The sequence below is a fragment of the Streptomyces sp. NPDC058457 genome, assembly GCF_042720695.1.
GTDB lineage: Bacteria > Actinomycetota > Actinomycetes > Streptomycetales > Streptomycetaceae > Streptomyces.
The window spans coordinates 16,995-31,814 of record NZ_JBHXLU010000049.1; the positions used below are offsets into that span (position 1 = coordinate 16,995).

Annotated in this window: 15 protein-coding genes; 9 read left to right on the plus strand and 6 right to left on the minus strand. The window is 70.8% G+C overall.

From position 1 onward, the window contains the following. Positions 1-208 precede the first annotated feature (208 nt). Both radA and disA read left to right on the plus strand, forming a co-directional pair. Positions 209-1,618: a DNA repair protein RadA gene (gene radA, locus ACFWPS_RS31585; protein ID WP_383711105.1), complete on the plus strand. Its 1,410-nt coding sequence runs from the start codon at positions 209-211 to the stop codon at positions 1,616-1,618. Positions 1,619-1,698: 80 nt separating this feature from the next. After that, entirely contained in the window at positions 1,699-2,823 is a 1,125-nt protein-coding gene (gene disA / locus ACFWPS_RS31590; protein ID WP_383711108.1) for a DNA integrity scanning diadenylate cyclase DisA, read from the plus strand. Between the two features lie 166 nt (positions 2,824-2,989). Here disA and ACFWPS_RS31595 read toward each other — a convergent pair whose 3' ends face one another. Then, positions 2,990-3,826 (minus strand): hypothetical protein, encoded by an 837-nt coding sequence (locus ACFWPS_RS31595; protein ID WP_383711111.1) that lies wholly within the window; start codon positions 3,824-3,826, stop codon positions 2,990-2,992. 247 nt (positions 3,827-4,073) lie between these two features. On the opposite strand from ACFWPS_RS31595, the gene ACFWPS_RS31600 reads away from it, so the two are divergent. The 5 genes from ACFWPS_RS31600 to cseC all read left to right on the plus strand — a co-directional run bounded on the left by ACFWPS_RS31600 (position 4,074) and on the right by cseC (position 8,590). Then, positions 4,074-4,949, plus strand: a complete 876-nt coding sequence (locus tag ACFWPS_RS31600; RefSeq protein ID WP_383711113.1) for an A/G-specific adenine glycosylase — start codon at positions 4,074-4,076, stop codon at positions 4,947-4,949. Positions 4,950-5,216: 267 nt separating this feature from the next. Further along, complete coding sequence (locus ACFWPS_RS31605) at positions 5,217-5,756, plus strand: SigE family RNA polymerase sigma factor (protein WP_217559609.1); 540 nt, start codon at positions 5,217-5,219, stop codon at positions 5,754-5,756. Then, a complete protein-coding gene (locus ACFWPS_RS31610; RefSeq protein WP_383711116.1) occupies positions 5,744-6,415 on the plus strand; it encodes a hypothetical protein in 672 nt (223 codons plus the stop codon). The genes ACFWPS_RS31605 and ACFWPS_RS31610 overlap by 13 nt, the downstream gene beginning before the upstream one ends. 106 nt (positions 6,416-6,521) lie before the next feature. Continuing rightward, positions 6,522-7,226, plus strand: coding sequence for a two-component system response regulator CseB (gene cseB / locus ACFWPS_RS31615; RefSeq protein WP_383711119.1), 705 nt, complete (start codon positions 6,522-6,524; stop codon positions 7,224-7,226). Between the two features lie 11 nt (positions 7,227-7,237). Further along, positions 7,238-8,590: a two-component system sensor histidine kinase CseC gene (gene cseC, locus ACFWPS_RS31620; protein ID WP_383711122.1), complete on the plus strand. Its 1,353-nt coding sequence runs from the start codon at positions 7,238-7,240 to the stop codon at positions 8,588-8,590. Between the two features lie 149 nt (positions 8,591-8,739). Here cseC and ACFWPS_RS31625 read toward each other — a convergent pair whose 3' ends face one another. The 4 genes from ACFWPS_RS31625 to ACFWPS_RS31640 all read right to left on the minus strand — a co-directional run bounded on the left by ACFWPS_RS31625 (position 8,740) and on the right by ACFWPS_RS31640 (position 12,323). Beyond that, complete coding sequence (locus tag ACFWPS_RS31625; RefSeq protein WP_383711125.1) at positions 8,740-9,627, minus strand: class I SAM-dependent methyltransferase; 888 nt, start codon at positions 9,625-9,627, stop codon at positions 8,740-8,742. Between the two features lie 2 nt (positions 9,628-9,629). Beyond that, the gene (locus ACFWPS_RS31630; protein WP_383711127.1) at positions 9,630-10,061 is read right to left on the minus strand and encodes a VOC family protein; all 432 of its coding nucleotides are present in this window, start codon (positions 10,059-10,061) and stop codon (positions 9,630-9,632) included. After that, positions 10,058-10,531, minus strand: a complete 474-nt coding sequence (locus ACFWPS_RS31635) for a helix-turn-helix transcriptional regulator (protein ID WP_383711234.1) — start codon at positions 10,529-10,531, stop codon at positions 10,058-10,060. Before ACFWPS_RS31635 ends, ACFWPS_RS31630 begins: the two co-directional genes overlap by 4 nt. 172 nt (positions 10,532-10,703) lie before the next feature. Then, on the minus strand, positions 10,704-12,323 hold the full coding sequence (locus tag ACFWPS_RS31640; RefSeq protein WP_383711130.1) for an MDR family MFS transporter: 1,620 nt from the start codon (positions 12,321-12,323) through the stop codon (positions 10,704-10,706). A gap of 148 nt (positions 12,324-12,471) precedes the next feature. Here ACFWPS_RS31640 and ACFWPS_RS31645 point away from each other — a divergent pair, with 148 nt between their 5' ends. Beyond that, positions 12,472-13,068: a TetR/AcrR family transcriptional regulator gene (locus tag ACFWPS_RS31645; protein ID WP_383711132.1), complete on the plus strand. Its 597-nt coding sequence runs from the start codon at positions 12,472-12,474 to the stop codon at positions 13,066-13,068. A gap of 22 nt (positions 13,069-13,090) precedes the next feature. Here the strand turns inward: ACFWPS_RS31645 and ACFWPS_RS31650 are convergent, their stop codons facing one another. Then, a complete protein-coding gene (locus tag ACFWPS_RS31650; protein ID WP_383711135.1) occupies positions 13,091-13,642 on the minus strand; it encodes a M23 family metallopeptidase in 552 nt (183 codons plus the stop codon). Positions 13,643-14,187: 545 nt separating this feature from the next. On the opposite strand from ACFWPS_RS31650, the gene ACFWPS_RS31655 reads away from it, so the two are divergent. After that, positions 14,188-14,793 carry an HAD family acid phosphatase gene (locus tag ACFWPS_RS31655; protein ID WP_383711136.1) on the plus strand — a complete coding sequence of 202 codons (606 nt, stop codon included), beginning with the start codon at positions 14,188-14,190 and terminating at the stop codon, positions 14,791-14,793. Positions 14,794-14,820: the final 27 nt, after the last annotated feature.

The following is a 14,820-nucleotide window of genomic DNA, read 5'->3' on the forward strand; positions in this document are numbered from 1 at the left end:
CCCGTGCGACCGTAGGCGGCGCCGTATGACCCCTTCTGGCGGCTTGAGCTCTTTTAATCCGTACGGGTGAAACGATTACTCATAAGGGGACAGGAACCTGTTCTTCCGTGGCTCGTACCCGCCGCGGGGTGGCCGGGACCGGTCCACCCACACCTGTCACGCGGGCCACCGTGGACCCACTGTCAGTGGCGGGGGCTACGGTTTCCGCATGGCTGCCCGTACCAAGACCTCGAAGGACCGTCCGTCGTACCGCTGCACCGAGTGCGGCTGGCAGACGGCCAAGTGGCTCGGCCGGTGCGCCGAGTGCCAGGCGTGGGGGACGATCGAGGAGTACGGCACGCCCGCGGTGCGTACGACGGCGCCCGGCCGGGTCACCACCTCCGCGGTGCCGATCGGCCAGGTCGACGGCCGTCAGGCCACCGCCCGCACCTCCGGCGTCCCGGAGCTGGACCGGGTCCTCGGCGGCGGCCTGGTCCCCGGCGCGGTGGTGCTGCTCGCCGGCGAGCCCGGCGTCGGCAAGTCCACCCTCCTGCTCGACGTGGCGGCCAAGTCGGCCAGCGACGAGCACCGCACGCTCTATGTCACCGGCGAGGAGTCGGCGAGCCAGGTCCGGCTGCGCGCCGACCGCATCGGCGCCATCGACGACCACCTCTATCTCGCCGCCGAGACCGATCTGGCCGCCGTCCTCGGCCACTTGGACGCGGTGAAGCCGTCGCTGCTGATCCTGGACTCCGTCCAGACGGTCGCCTCCCCCGAGATCGACGGCGCCCCGGGCGGCATGGCACAGGTCCGCGAGGTGGCCGGGGCGCTCATCCGCGCGTCCAAGGAGCGCGGCATGTCGACCCTCCTCGTGGGCCATGTCACCAAGGACGGCGCGATCGCGGGACCGCGGCTCCTCGAACACCTCGTGGACGTCGTCCTGCACTTCGAGGGCGACCGGCATGCCCGCCTCCGCCTGGTCCGGGGCGTCAAGAACCGCTACGGCACCACGGACGAGGTCGGCTGCTTCGAACTGCACGACGAGGGCATCACGGGCCTCGCCGACCCGAGCGGCCTTTTCCTCACCCGCCGCGCCGAACCGGTCCCGGGCACCTGCCTGACCGTCACCCTGGAGGGCCGCCGCCCGCTGGTCGCCGAGGTCCAGGCACTGACGGTGGACTCGCAGATCCCCTCCCCGCGCCGGACCACCTCCGGCCTGGAGACCTCCCGGGTGTCCATGATGCTGGCGGTGCTGGAGCAGCGCGGGCGCATCAGCGCGCTCGGGAAACGGGACATCTACTCCGCGACCGTCGGCGGGGTGAAGCTCTCCGAGCCCGCCGCCGACCTGGCCATCGCCCTCGCCCTGGCCTCCGCGGCCAGCGACACCCCGCTCCCGAAGAACCTGGTCGCCATCGGCGAGGTCGGCCTCGCGGGCGAGGTCAGACGGGTCACCGGCGTCCAGCGCAGGCTCGCGGAGGCGCACCGGCTCGGCTTCACGCACGCGCTCGTGCCGGCCGATCCCGGCAAGATCCCGGCGGGCATGAAGGTCCTGGAAGTCGCCGACATGGGGGACGCCCTGCGGGTGCTGCCGCGCTCCCGTAGCCGAGAGGCCCCACGGGAGGCCGAAGAGCGCCGGTAGACTTTGCCCTGGTCTCGCCCGTCCGTACGAACCGAGTGCGGGGACGGCAGCGCCTCAGAACCTGCGACCGGAGGAGTGCAGTGGCAGCCAACGACCGGGCAGGAGCTCCCGGAAAGTACGGTGGGGGTGCCGGTGCCGATGGCCTGATGCGCGCCTCGCTGAGCGCCGTGGCGCCGGGCACGTCCATGCGGGACGGCCTGGAGCGGGTCCTCCGCGGCAACACGGGCGGGCTCATCGTCCTCGGCTCCGACAAGACGGTCGAGACGATGTGCACGGGCGGTTTCGTACTGGATGTCGAGTTCACGGCGACCCGGCTGCGGGAGCTGTGCAAACTCGACGGCGGCATCGTGGTCTCCTCCGACCTGTCGAAGATCCTGCGGGCGGGCGTGCAGTTCGTACCCGACGCGACGATCCCCACGGAGGAGACGGGTACCCGGCACCGCACGGCGGACCGTATCTCCAAGCAGGTCGGGTTCCCGGTGGTCTCGGTCTCCCAGTCGATGCGGCTGATCGCGCTGTACGTCGACGGTCAGCGCCGCGTCCTGGAGGACTCGGCGGCGATCCTCTCCCGCGCGAACCAGGCGCTGGCCACGCTGGAGCGGTACAAGCTCCGCCTGGACGAGGTCGCGGGAACGTTGTCGGCGCTGGAGATCGAGGACCTGGTGACGGTCCGGGATGTGTCCGCCGTCGCCCAGCGTCTTGAGATGGTCCGCCGGATCGCCACGGAGATCGCCGAGTACGTGGTCGAACTGGGCACCGACGGGCGGCTTCTCGCCCTTCAGCTGGACGAACTGATCGCCGGGGTGGAGCCCGAACGCGAGCTGGTGGTGCGGGACTACGTGCCCGAGCCGACGGCGAAGCGGTCCCGCACGGTCGACGAGGCGCTCTCCGAGCTGGACGCCCTGAGCCACGCGGAGCTGCTGGAACTGCCGACGGTGGCACGGGCGTTGGGGTACACGGGTTCGCCGGAGGCGCTGGACTCGGCGGTGTCGCCGCGCGGCTTCAGGCTGCTGGCGAAGGTGCCGCGGCTGCCGGGGGCGATCATCGACCGGCTGGTGGAGCACTTCGGGGGCCTGCAGAAGCTGCTCGCTGCGAGCGTCGATGACCTGCAGACCGTGGACGGGGTGGGCGAGGCTCGCGCTCGAAGCGTCCGCGAGGGCCTGTCGCGACTGGCGGAGTCCTCGATTCTTGAGCGGTATGTGTAGGCGACGCTTCAGCCACTCAGCTGCGGGCAGTCGTGCCGCTGGGGCGGCACGGGTGGGCGCAGCGGCACCCTGCCAGCGCCGGTAAGTGAAACCCCCCGCGCGCCAGCCACTCGACCGCGGGCCGGTGGGGGCTGATCGCGCAGTTCCCCGCGCCCCTTGCGGGGCGCTAGTCCGCCGCCAGCACGAAAGACGCCTGTGCCTTCGCGTACCCCGGGGCCTGTACCTGCAGCAGGTACGTGCCCGCCCCGGCCGACCCCGCCGGAGGCGTCGCACACTGTGCGGCGCTCGGCTTCCGGTCCCACTTCAGGGTGTACGTGATGCTGCTCCCGGCCGGCACCCGGTACCACCGGCTCCCCGCCGCCTTCGGGCAGTCCGCCGACGACCAGTAGCTGTCGTCCGAGCTGGCCTGCGTGATGGTCAACACCGCGCTCTTCGGACCGAGGTCGATCTTGCAGTCGCTGGACGACGTGTTCTTCGCGGTGAGTTCGAAGGTCGGCGTCTGCTCCGGCGAGTACGAGTTGCGCAGGCTCTTCAGGCCCAACGCCACGGATCCGGCAGTGCAGTTGGGCAGTGCGGAAGACCCCGGCAGCGAGGCGACCGTACCGCCGGAACCCGATGTGACGTCGTCACCCGAGCCGGACGACGAACCCGAGGAGCCCGGCGAACCGCCGGAACCGGAGGGCGAGGCACCGCCCGTACCTGCCGAACTCCCGCCGCCGGAACCGGAACCGGAGCTCGAACCGGAACCGCCCCCGCTCGACCCGTCCCGTCCGCCCGGTGCCTGGCTGATCGCCGGCCCGCTGCCGGACGGCCCCGGCGTGATCGTGGACACGGGATTCTTGCCGTCCGACCCGCCGGCGTTCTTCTTGCCGCCCCCGCCGTTCGACGTCACGATCCATGCGATCAGCAGCGCCAGCACGACGAGTGTCGACAGCATGAAGACCCTCCGTCGCCAGTAGATGGAGGAGGGAAGCGGCCCGACCGGATTGCGCAGAGATCCCACGGCGCAAACTGTACGAGAGATCCGTGCACTTCCTCGCCCCACCCGCCGCCCAAACCTCAACTTTTCCGGATCATCATTTCGGCAACTCCCGTCGGCACGGCCCCTCTTCACCGCGAGCCGCCGCGAGTCGCCACAAGAGGTGTTACAAGAGGTGTTACGAGGGGTGTCACGAGAGGCGTCAACCCCGGCCCCGCCGCGGACCACGTCCACCCCAGCCGTGGCCGGACGTGGCAGGATCGGGAGGGCCATGACTGAGAAGCTCCACACCCCCGTGATCGCCTGGTTCGACGCCCACGCCCGTGACCTCCCCTGGCGCCGCCCGGAGGCGGGCCCGTGGGGGGTGATGGTCAGCGAGTTCATGCTGCAGCAGACCCCGGTGAGCCGGGTGCGGCCCGTGTACGAGCAGTGGCTGGCCCGCTGGCCGCGCCCCGCCGACCTCGCCGAGGAGGCGCCCGGCGAGGCGGTCCGCGCCTGGGGCCGGCTCGGCTACCCGCGCCGCGCCCTGCGGCTGCACGGCGCGGCCGTCGCCATAACGGAACGCCACGGCGGTGACGTACCGACGGATCACTCGCAGCTGCTCGCGCTGCCGGGCATCGGTGAGTACACCGCCGCTGCCGTCGCCTCCTTCGCCTACGGGCAGCGGCACGCCGTGCTCGACACCAATGTGCGGCGGGTGTTCGCGCGGGCCGTGACCGGCGTGCAGTACCCGCCGAACGCCACCACCGCCGCCGAGCGCAGGCTCGCCCGCGAACTGCTGCCCGAGGACGAGGGGACCGCCGCCCGCTGGGCCGCCGCCTCGATGGAACTGGGCGCGCTGGTGTGCACGGCGAAGAACGAGATGTGCCAGCGGTGCCCGATCGCCGGGGAGTGCGCCTGGCGGCTGGCCGGCAAGCCGGAGCACGAGGGGCCGCCGCGGCGCGGGCAGACGTACGCCGGTACCGACCGCCAGGTGCGCGGCAAGCTGCTCGCCGTCCTGCGCGAGGCGCACACCCCCGTGCCGCAGACGGCGCTCGACCGGGTGTGGCACGAGCCGGTGCAGCGGGCGCGCGCGCTGGACGGGCTGGTCTCCGACGGACTGGTGGAGCCGCTCGCGGGCGGCCTGTACCGGCTTCCACTGGGCTGACGTACAGCCACATCACAGCGGAAGGGGCTCTGTTACGGCCTCATCCGCACCGCAATTCACCGCATAGCCGGGCATAAACCCGCACCCGCTTACCCCGCACCTACTTCCGTTACACAACCGACGGACAGCCGATTGCTACCCGCAGGCTGCTCCGCACAGGCCCGTGACAACGGGTCCGTAGCTTCGTTTCTGTGCCCGCCAGGACCGCGGGACGGCGGGAACTCAGGCACAGGGCCGGGGAAAACGGGGATCGGGAGGCGGTTGATCATGGCGCAGGGCGAGGTGCTCGAATTCGAGGAGTACGTCCGCACTCGGCAGGACGCGCTGCTGCGCAGCGCCCGCCGGTTGGTCCCGGACCCGACGGACGCCCAGGACCTGCTGCAGACGGCGCTGGTACGGACGTACGGCCGGTGGGAGACCATCGAGGACAAGAAGCTCGCCGACGCCTACCTGCGCCGGGTCATGATCAACACACGGACCGAGTGGTGGCGGGCCCGGAAGCTGGAGGAGGTCCCGACCGAGCAGCTGCCCGACGCCTGCGTGGAGGACTCCACCGAGCAGCACGCGGACCGCGCTCTGCTCATGGACATCATGAAGGTTCTGGCTCCGAAGCAGCGCAGCGTCGTGGTGCTGCGACACTGGGAGCAGATGTCCACGGAGGAGACGGCCGCCGCCCTCGGCATGTCGGCCGGAACGGTCAAGAGCACGCTGCACCGGGCGCTCGCCCGGCTCCGCGAGGAGCTGGAGTCACGCGATCTCGACGCACGCGCGCTGGAGCGTGAGGAGCGGGAGCGTTGCGCGGCCTGACCGGCACGGGGCCCAAAAGGGGCCCGGCGAGTGCACAGGCGGTGATCACGGCGACGGCCGTGCTCGCCGCCCTCGCCCTTTTCGCCGCGGCCTGCGGCACCGGTGGCACCGGAGCCCGTGACGAGGGCCCGGCACACGCCGACTCGGTCGGGAACGCCCCGGCCGCCAAGGCCCCCTCGCCCAACCCGTCGCAGACGTACGAGAAGGTCGACGCGGTCGCCCTGGTGAAATCCGACCCGGTGGTCTCGGCCACGGTGAAGCGGGACCTGAAGCCGTGCTCGGGCGACGAGTACCCCGTCGACGTGACGTACGGCGACCTGACCGGGGACCCGGTCGAGGACATCGTCGTCAACGTGCTGACCTGCGGGGACGCGGTCGGGGTCGGGGCGTACGTGTACCGCAAGGAGAGCGGCGCGTACAAGAACGTCTTCAAGGCCGAGGAGTCCCCGGTGTACGCGGAGATAGACCGGGGCGACCTGAGCGTGACCAAGCAGGTGTACGAGAAGGGCGACCCCGTGTCGAGCCCCTCCGGCGAGAACGTGATCACATACAGCTGGGCCGCGGGACGCTTCGTCCAGGAGGACTTCCACCACACCGACTACGGCAACGCGGCCGGCAGCGGCGACGACGCCACGCCGGAGCCCTCCCCCGGCAACTGAACCCGCTGAACCACTCGACCCGCTGAACCCGCTGAACCCGCTGAACCGCTCAGCCCGCTGCACCCACCGACCCCACCCCACCCCACCGACTACCGAGAGAGCCGGGATGGCAGACCAGACCCACGTCCTCTTCGTCGAGGACGACGACGTCATCCGCGAGGCCACCCAGCTCGCCCTGGAGCGGGACGGCTTCGCGGTCACCGCCATGCCCGACGGCCTGTCGGGCCTTGAGGCCTTCCGCGCCGACCGGCCCGACATCGCCCTGCTGGACGTGATGGTGCCGGGCCTGGACGGGGTGAGTCTGTGCCGGCGCATCCGTGACGAGTCGACGGTCCCGGTGATCATGCTGTCGGCGCGCGCCGACTCGATCGACGTGGTGCTGGGCCTGGAGGCGGGCGCCGACGACTACGTCACCAAGCCGTTCGACGGCGCCGTACTGGTCGCCCGGATCCGGGCGGTGCTGCGCCGCTTCGGGCACGCGAGCGGCGGCGAGAAGCCGCACGAGGACGCGGCTCCGGTCTCCGGCGGCATGCTCGCCTTCGGCGACCTGGAGATCGACACCGAGGGCATGGAGGTGCGCCGGGCCGGGCAGCCGGTCGCGCTGACGCCCACCGAGATGCGGCTGCTCCTGGAGTTCTCCTCGGCACCGGGGACGGTACTCTCCCGCGACAAGCTGCTCGAACGCGTCTGGGACTACGGATGGGGCGGGGACACCCGGGTCGTCGACGTGCATGTGCAGCGGCTGCGCACCAAGATCGGCCAGGACCGGATCGAGACGGTCCGTGGTTTCGGCTACAAGTTGAAGGCCTGAGCGAGGCGGTCATGCGGGGGTTCTTCAACCGGTACCGGGGTCCGGGACTGCGCACCGGACTCAGATGGAAGCTGAGCGCGGCGATCGCGCTGGTCGGCGCACTGGTCGCGATCGCGCTGAGCCTGGTGGTGCACAACGCCGCCCGGGTCTCGATGCTGGACAACGCGCGCGACCTGGCCAACGAGCGGCTGCAGATCGCGCAGCGCAACTACGAGCTGTACGGGAGGGCGAACTTCCCGGACGTCAAGGTCGACGATCCCCGGCTGCCGCCGGCCCTGCGCGAGCGGGTCGACGCGGGCCGCCGGGCGACCGACGTCATCGACCACGGCACCGGCGCCCCGGACATCTGGGCGGCGGTGCAGGCCAAGGACGGACGCGTGCTGTCCCTGCACAGCACCTTCGCGAACCGCAGCAGCAATGTGCTGAAGGACCTCGACCAGGCCCTCGTCATCGGCTCCATCGCGGTCGTCCTCGGCGGCAGCGCGCTCGGCGTGCTGATCGGCGGACAGCTCTCGCGGCGGCTGCGCAAGGCGGCGGCCGCGGCCAACCAGGTCGCCCAGGGCGAGCCGGACGTGCGGGTGCGGGAGGCGATCGGCGGGGTCGTACGGGACGAGACCGACGACCTGGCGCGCGCGGTGGACGCCATGGCGGACGCGTTGCAGCAACGCCTTGAGGCCGAGCGGAGGGTGACGGCCGACATCGCGCACGAGTTGCGTACGCCGGTGACCGGCCTGCTCACGGCGGCCGAGCTGCTGCCGCCCGGCCGGCCGACGGAACTGGTCCTGGACCGGGCGAAGGCGATGCGCACCCTCGTCGAGGACGTGCTGGAGGTGGCCCGTCTCGACAGTGCCTCCGAGCGGGCCGAGCTGCAGGACATCATGCTGGGCGAGTTCGTCACCCGGCGGGTGGCCGCGAAGGACCCGGAGATCGAGGTGCGGGTGGTGCACGAGTCGGAGGTCACCACCGATCCGCGCCGGCTGGAGCGGGTGCTGTTCAACCTGCTCGCCAACGCGGCCCGGCACGGCAAGCCGCCCGTCCAGGTGACCGTCGAGGGCCGGGTCATCCGGGTCCGCGACCACGGCCCCGGCTTCCCCGAGAAACTCCTCGCCGAGGGCCCGAGCCGCTTCCGCACCGGCAGCGAGGACCGCGCGGGCCAGGGCCACGGTCTGGGCCTGACCATCGCGGCGGGCCAGGCACGCGTCCTGGGCGCCCGCCTGACCTTCCGCAACGTCCGCCCGGCGGGCTCACCCGAACACATCCCGGCGGAGGGTGCGGTGGCCGTGCTGTGGCTCCCGGAGCACGCGCCGACGGCCACCGGCAGCTACCCGATGCTGCCGGGCCCGGCCCAGTCGGGAAACCGCTGAGAAGCGGCCACCTGTCTCCGAGCGACGGCAGCCCCTCCCCCGTCGATCCCCACCCGTCGGCCCCTGCCCGTTCGGCCCCTCCCAGTCGATCCCTCCCCGTCGTCCCCTGCCCGTCGGCCCCTCCCCGTCGGCTCCTCGTCGGCCTCCCCTCAGGTGGTGGCCACGAGGAGTTCCTCGCCGCGGGAGGGGCGCAGGCCGTCGGTGCGGCCGGCGAAGTAGCGGTCGGTGAGTTCGTCGGCCGGGACGTGCCGGGTGTCCCGGAAACCGGCCTCGCGGGCGAGGGCCGCCATCCGCTCGGGTGCGTAGAAGCTCAGGAAGGGCGTGCCGGAGGCCCGCGCGCCCCGCTGGGCCGCCCGCAGCTGCTCCTGCTGGTCCGGCTCGACGTCCTCGATGGGCCGCAGGAACGTCGTGACCAGCTTCGACCCGGGGGCGAGCCGCGCGATGTGCCGGAGGGTGGCGGCGATGGCGTCCTCGGTGAGGTACATCGTGACCCCGGCGGACGCCACCACGGCCGGACGGCGCGGATCGAACCCGGCGGCGACCAGTTGCCCCCACCAGTCCCCCTCGAAGTCCACCGGCACCAGCGTGAGCCAGTCGGGCACGCCGTATCCCAGCTCGGTCAGCCGCCGCCGCTTCCAGGCCACGGCTGCGGCCCGGTCGGCCTCGAACACCCGGAGCCCGGCGGCCACCGCGTCGGCGGCCCGGCGCTGCGCGAAGGTGTCGAGCCCGGCGCCGAGGACGAGGTACTGGTCCACCCCGCGCCCGGCCTCCGCCACCACCAGGTCCTCTACGAACCGGGCCCGGGCCACGATGGACGCCCGGGTCCGCCGGGTGGCGTCGACGTCCATGTCCGGCCGGGCCCGCCAGCCGTCCCCGGTGTCCGCAGCCGCGTCCGCGTCCGCCTCGGGCTCGGCCAGCCGCAGCCCGACCTCGTCCTCGATGACGTACGGCGGCGGATCGGCGTGCAGGTGCAGCGCCCGCCACAGGGCGGTACGGACGGCGGTGTGGTCGGGCCCGGTCTCGGCGGCCGTCGGCATGCTCAGAACTCCTTGGAGAAGTCGAGCTCTTCGCTGCGCTCGGTCAGCGAGTACCAGTTGCCGTTGTCGTCCCGGAAGATCGCCTCGATGCCGTACGGCCGTTCCTTGGGCTCCTGGACGAACTCGACGCCCCGCGCCCGGAAGGTCTCGTAGTCGCCGCGGCAGTCGTCCGTACGGAACGCGCCGGCCCCCATGACCCCCTTGGCGACCAGCTTGCGCAGCGCCTCGGCGGACTCGGGGTCGAGACCCGGCCCGTCCAGGCGCATCAGGGCGAGTTCGACACCGGGCTGGTCCTTGGCGCCGACGGTGACCCAGCGCATGTCGCCCATCGCGATGTCGTCGCGCAGCTCGAAGCCGAGCTTCTCGGTGAAGAAGGCCTTGGTGCGCTGCTGGTCGAAGGTCCATACGGTGGTGATGGCCAGGCCCTGGATCATGGCTCCGCCCTCCTGCCTGTCCGGCCGCTGCCGCCGGACGGTCGCTGTTCCTGTCCGTGTTCCTGTCCGTCACGGTAGGCAGCCGGGTCCGAGCCGCGCTTCTCGGAAGTTGCGCTTCTGCTCGGGAACCCGCCGGCCCACAGGAGGGCGTAGCAGCCGGGGATGAGGGAGGCGCCGCGGCCGACGTGCTCGGTCCGGTACTCGGTGGGGCTGAGCCCGGTACGGGCCTTGAACTTCGCCGAGAAGGTGCCGAGGCTGCTGAAGCCGACCAGATGACAGATCTCGGTGACGGTGAGGTCCGCGCCGCGGAGCATCTCCTCCGCCCGCTCGATCCTGCGGTGCGTCAGGTACTGGCCGGGGGTCTCGCCGTACGCCTCCTTGAAGGCGCGGAGGAAGTGGTACCGCGAGTACCCGGCGTGCGCGGCGACCGCGTCGAGATCGAGGGCCGGGTCGGCCCAGTCCCGGTCCATGGCGTCCTTGGCGAGGCGTAGCTGCCGCAGTTTGTCCACGCCGTCAATTCTCGGCCCGGAACGGCGCAGCGGGTGGCTCCGGGGGCCGTAGCCCCGGAACCACCCGCACGCCGTTCGGCCGACCTCGGCCGCCGGGACCCTGCTCAGCCCGCCCCGGCCACCCGGACCTCGCTCAGACGGCCTCGACCACCGGCAGCGGCGCCGCCTCGTCCGCCTTCTGCGGCCCGCCCTTCAGCGGGACCTCCTTCACGAAGACCGCCGCCACCAGCACCAGCACGGCGATCACGGCACCGAGCAGGAACGCCGAGTGGGTGCCGGCCGACACCGCGTGCTGGTACGCCTCGCGCGCCGCGGTCGGCAGCTTCGCCAGGCTCTTCGCATCCAGCTGCGCCGACTGCTCGGTGATCTTGGAGCCGAGCGAGCCGGCCCGCTCGGCCATGACGTCCTTGACCCGGTTGTTGAAGATCGCGCCCATGATGGCGACGCCGAAGGACGAGCCGAGGGTGCGGAACAGGGTGGTGGACGAGGACGCGACGCCCATGTCCTTCATCTCCACGCTGTTCTGCGCGACCAGCATGGTGATCTGCATCAGGCAGCCCATGCCGAGGCCGACGACGGCCATGTACACACCGGAGGTGAACCGGGTGGTGTCCGTGTCCATCGTGGACAGCAGGTACAGCCCGACGGTCAGCAGCACACCGCCCGCGAGGGGGAAGATCTTGTAGCGGCCCGTGCTGGTGGTGACCCGCCCGGCGACCATCGAGGTCACCAGCATCGCGCCGAGCATCGGGAGCAGCAGCAGACCGGAGTTGGTCGCGGACGCGCCCTGCACGGACTGCTGGTAGAGCGGCAGGAACAGCGTGGCGCCGAACATCACGAAGCCCACGATGAAGCCGATGATCGACATCAGGGTGAAGTTGCGGCTGCGGAAGATGTGCAGCGGCAGGACCGGCTCGGCGGCCTTGGTCTGCCAGAAGACGAAGCCGATCAGGGCGGCGACGCCGATGCCGATCAGTTCCATGATCCGCGCGGACGTCCAGGCGTACTCGGAGCCGCCCCAGGTGGTGACCAGCACGATCGAGGTGATGCCGAGGGTCAGCAGACCGGCGCCGAGGTAGTCGATGCGCGTCTTGTTCCGCTTCTTCGGCAGGTGCAGTACGGCGCTGATGGCGGCCAGCGCGACCACGCCGAGCGGCAGGTTGATGTAGAACGCCCAGCGCCAGCCCCAGTTGTCGGTGATGGTGCCGCCGACCAGCGGACCGCCGATCATGGCGAGCGCCATGACGCCGGCCATCATGCCCTGGTACTTGCCGCGCTCGCGGGGCGGCACGAGGTCACCGATGATCGCCATGACGCCGACCATCAGACCGCCGGCGCCGAGTCCCTGGACGGCCCGGAACCCGATCAGCTGGCCCATGTCCTGGGCCATGCCGCTGAGCGCGGAGCCGATCAGGAAGATGACTATGGAGGTCATGAAGGCGCCCTTGCGCCCGTACATGTCACCGAGCTTGCCCCAGAGCGGGGTCGCGGCCGCGGTCGCGAGGGTGTACGCGGTCACGACCCACGACAGATGCTCCAGACCGCCCAGCTCGCCCACGATCGTCGGCATCGCCGTGCCCACGATCATGTTGTCGAGCATCGCGAGCATCATCGCGATCATGAGCGCGAGGACCACGACCCGTACGCTCTTCGGCTCTTTCTCCGGCCGTGCTTGCGGCTGCTCGGCCGCTTGCGGTGCCTCTGGGGCCTCTGGTGTCTCCTGGCCGGTGCTGGCCGCCTGGGTGTCCGCCATCTCTCCCACTCCCCCTGGCGACAGCTACTTACTTGCCGCCCGGCTAGTTCAGTACACTCGGAAGTTAGACCCGTTGCTAGCCGGGCGTCAAGTAAGTTTACTAGCCGGGCGGCAAGCAAGTTTTCGCGGGAGCACGAGGAGTTAGAGGATGAGCGTCACCATGGACGGCACCAAGCACCAGCGCCGCGGGAACACCCGCCAGCGCATCCAGGACGTGGCGCTCGAACTCTTCGCCGAGCAGGGCTACGAGAAGACCTCCCTGCGGGAGATCGCCGAGCGCCTCGACGTGACCAAGGCGGCCCTGTACTACCACTTCAAGACCAAGGAAGAGATCCTGGTCAGCGTCTTCGAGGACCTGACGCGACCGATCGGGGACCTGATCGAGTGGGGCAAGGGCCAGCCGCACACCCTGGAGACCAAGCAGGAGATCGTACGGCGGTACCACAAGGCGCTCGCCGACGCCGAACCGCTGTTCCGGTTCATGCAGGAGAACCAGGCGACGGTCCGGGAGCTGCGGATCGGCGACTCCTTCAAGGACCGGATGCGCGGCCTGCGGAACATCATCATCGACCCGGACGCGGCGCTGACCGACCAGATCCGCTGCATCAGCGCGCTCTTCACCCTGCACGCCGGCATGTTCGTGATGCAGGACGTCGAGGGCGACCCCCAGCAGAAGCGCGAGGCGGTCCTGGAGGTCGCCGTGGACCTGGTGACCCAGGCCCACCGGGGCTCACACCCGTCCTGAAGGGTCAGGCGGGCGTAGCGGGTCAGACGGTCAGGCCCTTGGCGCGCAGGAAGGCGACGGGGTCGACCGCAGAGCCGTAGTTCGGGGTCGTACGGATCTCGAAGTGCAGGTGCGGGCCGGAGGAGTTGCCGGTGTTGCCGGAGCGGGCGATGTGCTGACCGGTCTTGACGATCTGGCCGACCCTGACGTCTATCCGGGACAGGTGGGCGTACTGCGAGTACTGGCCGTTGCCGTGCTTGACGACGATGGCGTTGCCGTACGCGGCACCGTCACCGGCGCCGTTGCCGCCGGCCTTGACGACGGTGCCGCCGTGCGCTGCGACGACCTCGGTACCGCTCGGCACCGCGAAGTCCTGACCGCTGTGCCTGGCGGTCCACATGCCGCCGGCCTGGTTGAAGGTCGCGGAGAGCGTGTACTTCTTCACCGGGTCGACCCAGGCGGCGGCACCGGAGGTGGCGGCCGACGCGACTCCCGACCCCACCACGGCCGCGACTCCGACACCGGCGGCCAGAACGGCGGCCCGCTTGCGGAGCGAGGACGTACGGGGGGCACGGAAAGCGGCGCGCAGGGACATCGGAACCTCGTGGGGTAGACGACAGGACCCCCCTCCGACACCGGCCCACGGGGGCGGCCGCCGAACGGGGCATCTCTTGGTAACCCGAAGGCCGGGCCCCTCTCAAACCCCGCCGCCTACGAGGCCCCTTAGTAATAATGCCCAGAATTGACCGTTTCTTGACAGAGCCCCTCTGGCCGGACACACCATTCCCGACAATCGCGCCGCATGCGACCGATGAGGCAAAAAGCCCCCTTCACCCTCACCGCAAGTCCACTATCCCGGCTAGTAACAGACATTTCGCCCGTGCGCTATGTCACCGGAGACCGAGATCCACAGCCACCGAAATGTGACGGGTGCCACGCCGAGCCGCATTAGGCGCGGCCACGAGGGCGCGTCGGCATGGATCCGACCGGGCAGGCACTCGCCCAACCCCTTCCGTCCGCACATTGGGGGACGCACGCCTCTAGCCACCTACTCCCCAGTAACCCTACGGTTCCCCTCACGCCACCTCCCCCACTCACCATGCCCCTGACACAGCCGGACGTGAGAGGACACCCCCACCGATGACCACAGGCACCTGGACCCGCCGCATATCCGTCACAGCCGTCTCCGTGGCCGCGCTCGCCGGGATGGCCGCGCCGGCCCAGGCCGCGACGGCGAGCAGCAGCTCCACCGCGGTCGACTACGCCACCTGGCAGCAGGACTGCCAGTCCGTGATGGACCAGGCCCTGCCCTACCTGAAGGAGCGCATCGCCGCCGCCGAGCCGGGCGAGAAGCAGGCGATCGTCTTCGACATCGACAACACCACGCTGGAGACCGACTTCGGCTTCAGCTACCCCCAGCCGGCCAACAAGCCGGTCCTGAACGTCGCCAAGTACGCCCAGGAGCACGGCGTCTCCCTGTTCTTCGTCACGGCCCGCCCCGGGATCATCTACCTGCCGACCGAGTACAACCTCGAATACGACGGCTACCAGGTATCCGGCCTCTACGTCCGCGGCTTCCTCGACCTGTTCAAGGACGTCGCCGCCTACAAGACCGCCCAGCGCGTCGACATCGAGAACAAGGGCTACGACATCATCGCGAACATCGGCAACAACGCCACCGACCTCTCGGGCGGCCACGCCGACAAGACGTTCAAGCTGCCGGACTACAACGGCCAGTTGTCGTAATCCGCCGCTAGGCTCCATCCGTTCGCG

Coding starts and splice junctions, on each gene's coding strand:
- radA (WP_383711105.1), top strand. CDS start 209: ATGGCTGCCCGTACCAAGACCTCGAAGGACCGTCCGTCGTACCGCTGC.
- ACFWPS_RS31600 (WP_383711113.1), top strand. CDS start 4,074: ATGACTGAGAAGCTCCACACCCCCGTGATCGCCTGGTTCGACGCCCAC.
- ACFWPS_RS31605 (WP_217559609.1), top strand. CDS start 5,217: ATGGCGCAGGGCGAGGTGCTCGAATTCGAGGAGTACGTCCGCACTCGG.
- cseB (WP_383711119.1), top strand. CDS start 6,522: ATGGCAGACCAGACCCACGTCCTCTTCGTCGAGGACGACGACGTCATC.
- cseC (WP_383711122.1), top strand. CDS start 7,238: ATGCGGGGGTTCTTCAACCGGTACCGGGGTCCGGGACTGCGCACCGGA.
- ACFWPS_RS31625 (WP_383711125.1), bottom strand. CDS start 9,627: ATGCCGACGGCCGCCGAGACCGGGCCCGACCACACCGCCGTCCGTACC.
- ACFWPS_RS31630 (WP_383711127.1), bottom strand. CDS start 10,061: ATGATCCAGGGCCTGGCCATCACCACCGTATGGACCTTCGACCAGCAG.
- ACFWPS_RS31635 (WP_383711234.1), bottom strand. CDS start 10,531: ATGGACCGGGACTGGGCCGACCCGGCCCTCGATCTCGACGCGGTCGCC.
- ACFWPS_RS31640 (WP_383711130.1), bottom strand. CDS start 12,323: ATGGCGGACACCCAGGCGGCCAGCACCGGCCAGGAGACACCAGAGGCC.
- ACFWPS_RS31645 (WP_383711132.1), top strand. CDS start 12,472: ATGAGCGTCACCATGGACGGCACCAAGCACCAGCGCCGCGGGAACACC.
- ACFWPS_RS31650 (WP_383711135.1), bottom strand. CDS start 13,642: ATGTCCCTGCGCGCCGCTTTCCGTGCCCCCCGTACGTCCTCGCTCCGC.
- ACFWPS_RS31655 (WP_383711136.1), top strand. CDS start 14,188: ATGACCACAGGCACCTGGACCCGCCGCATATCCGTCACAGCCGTCTCC.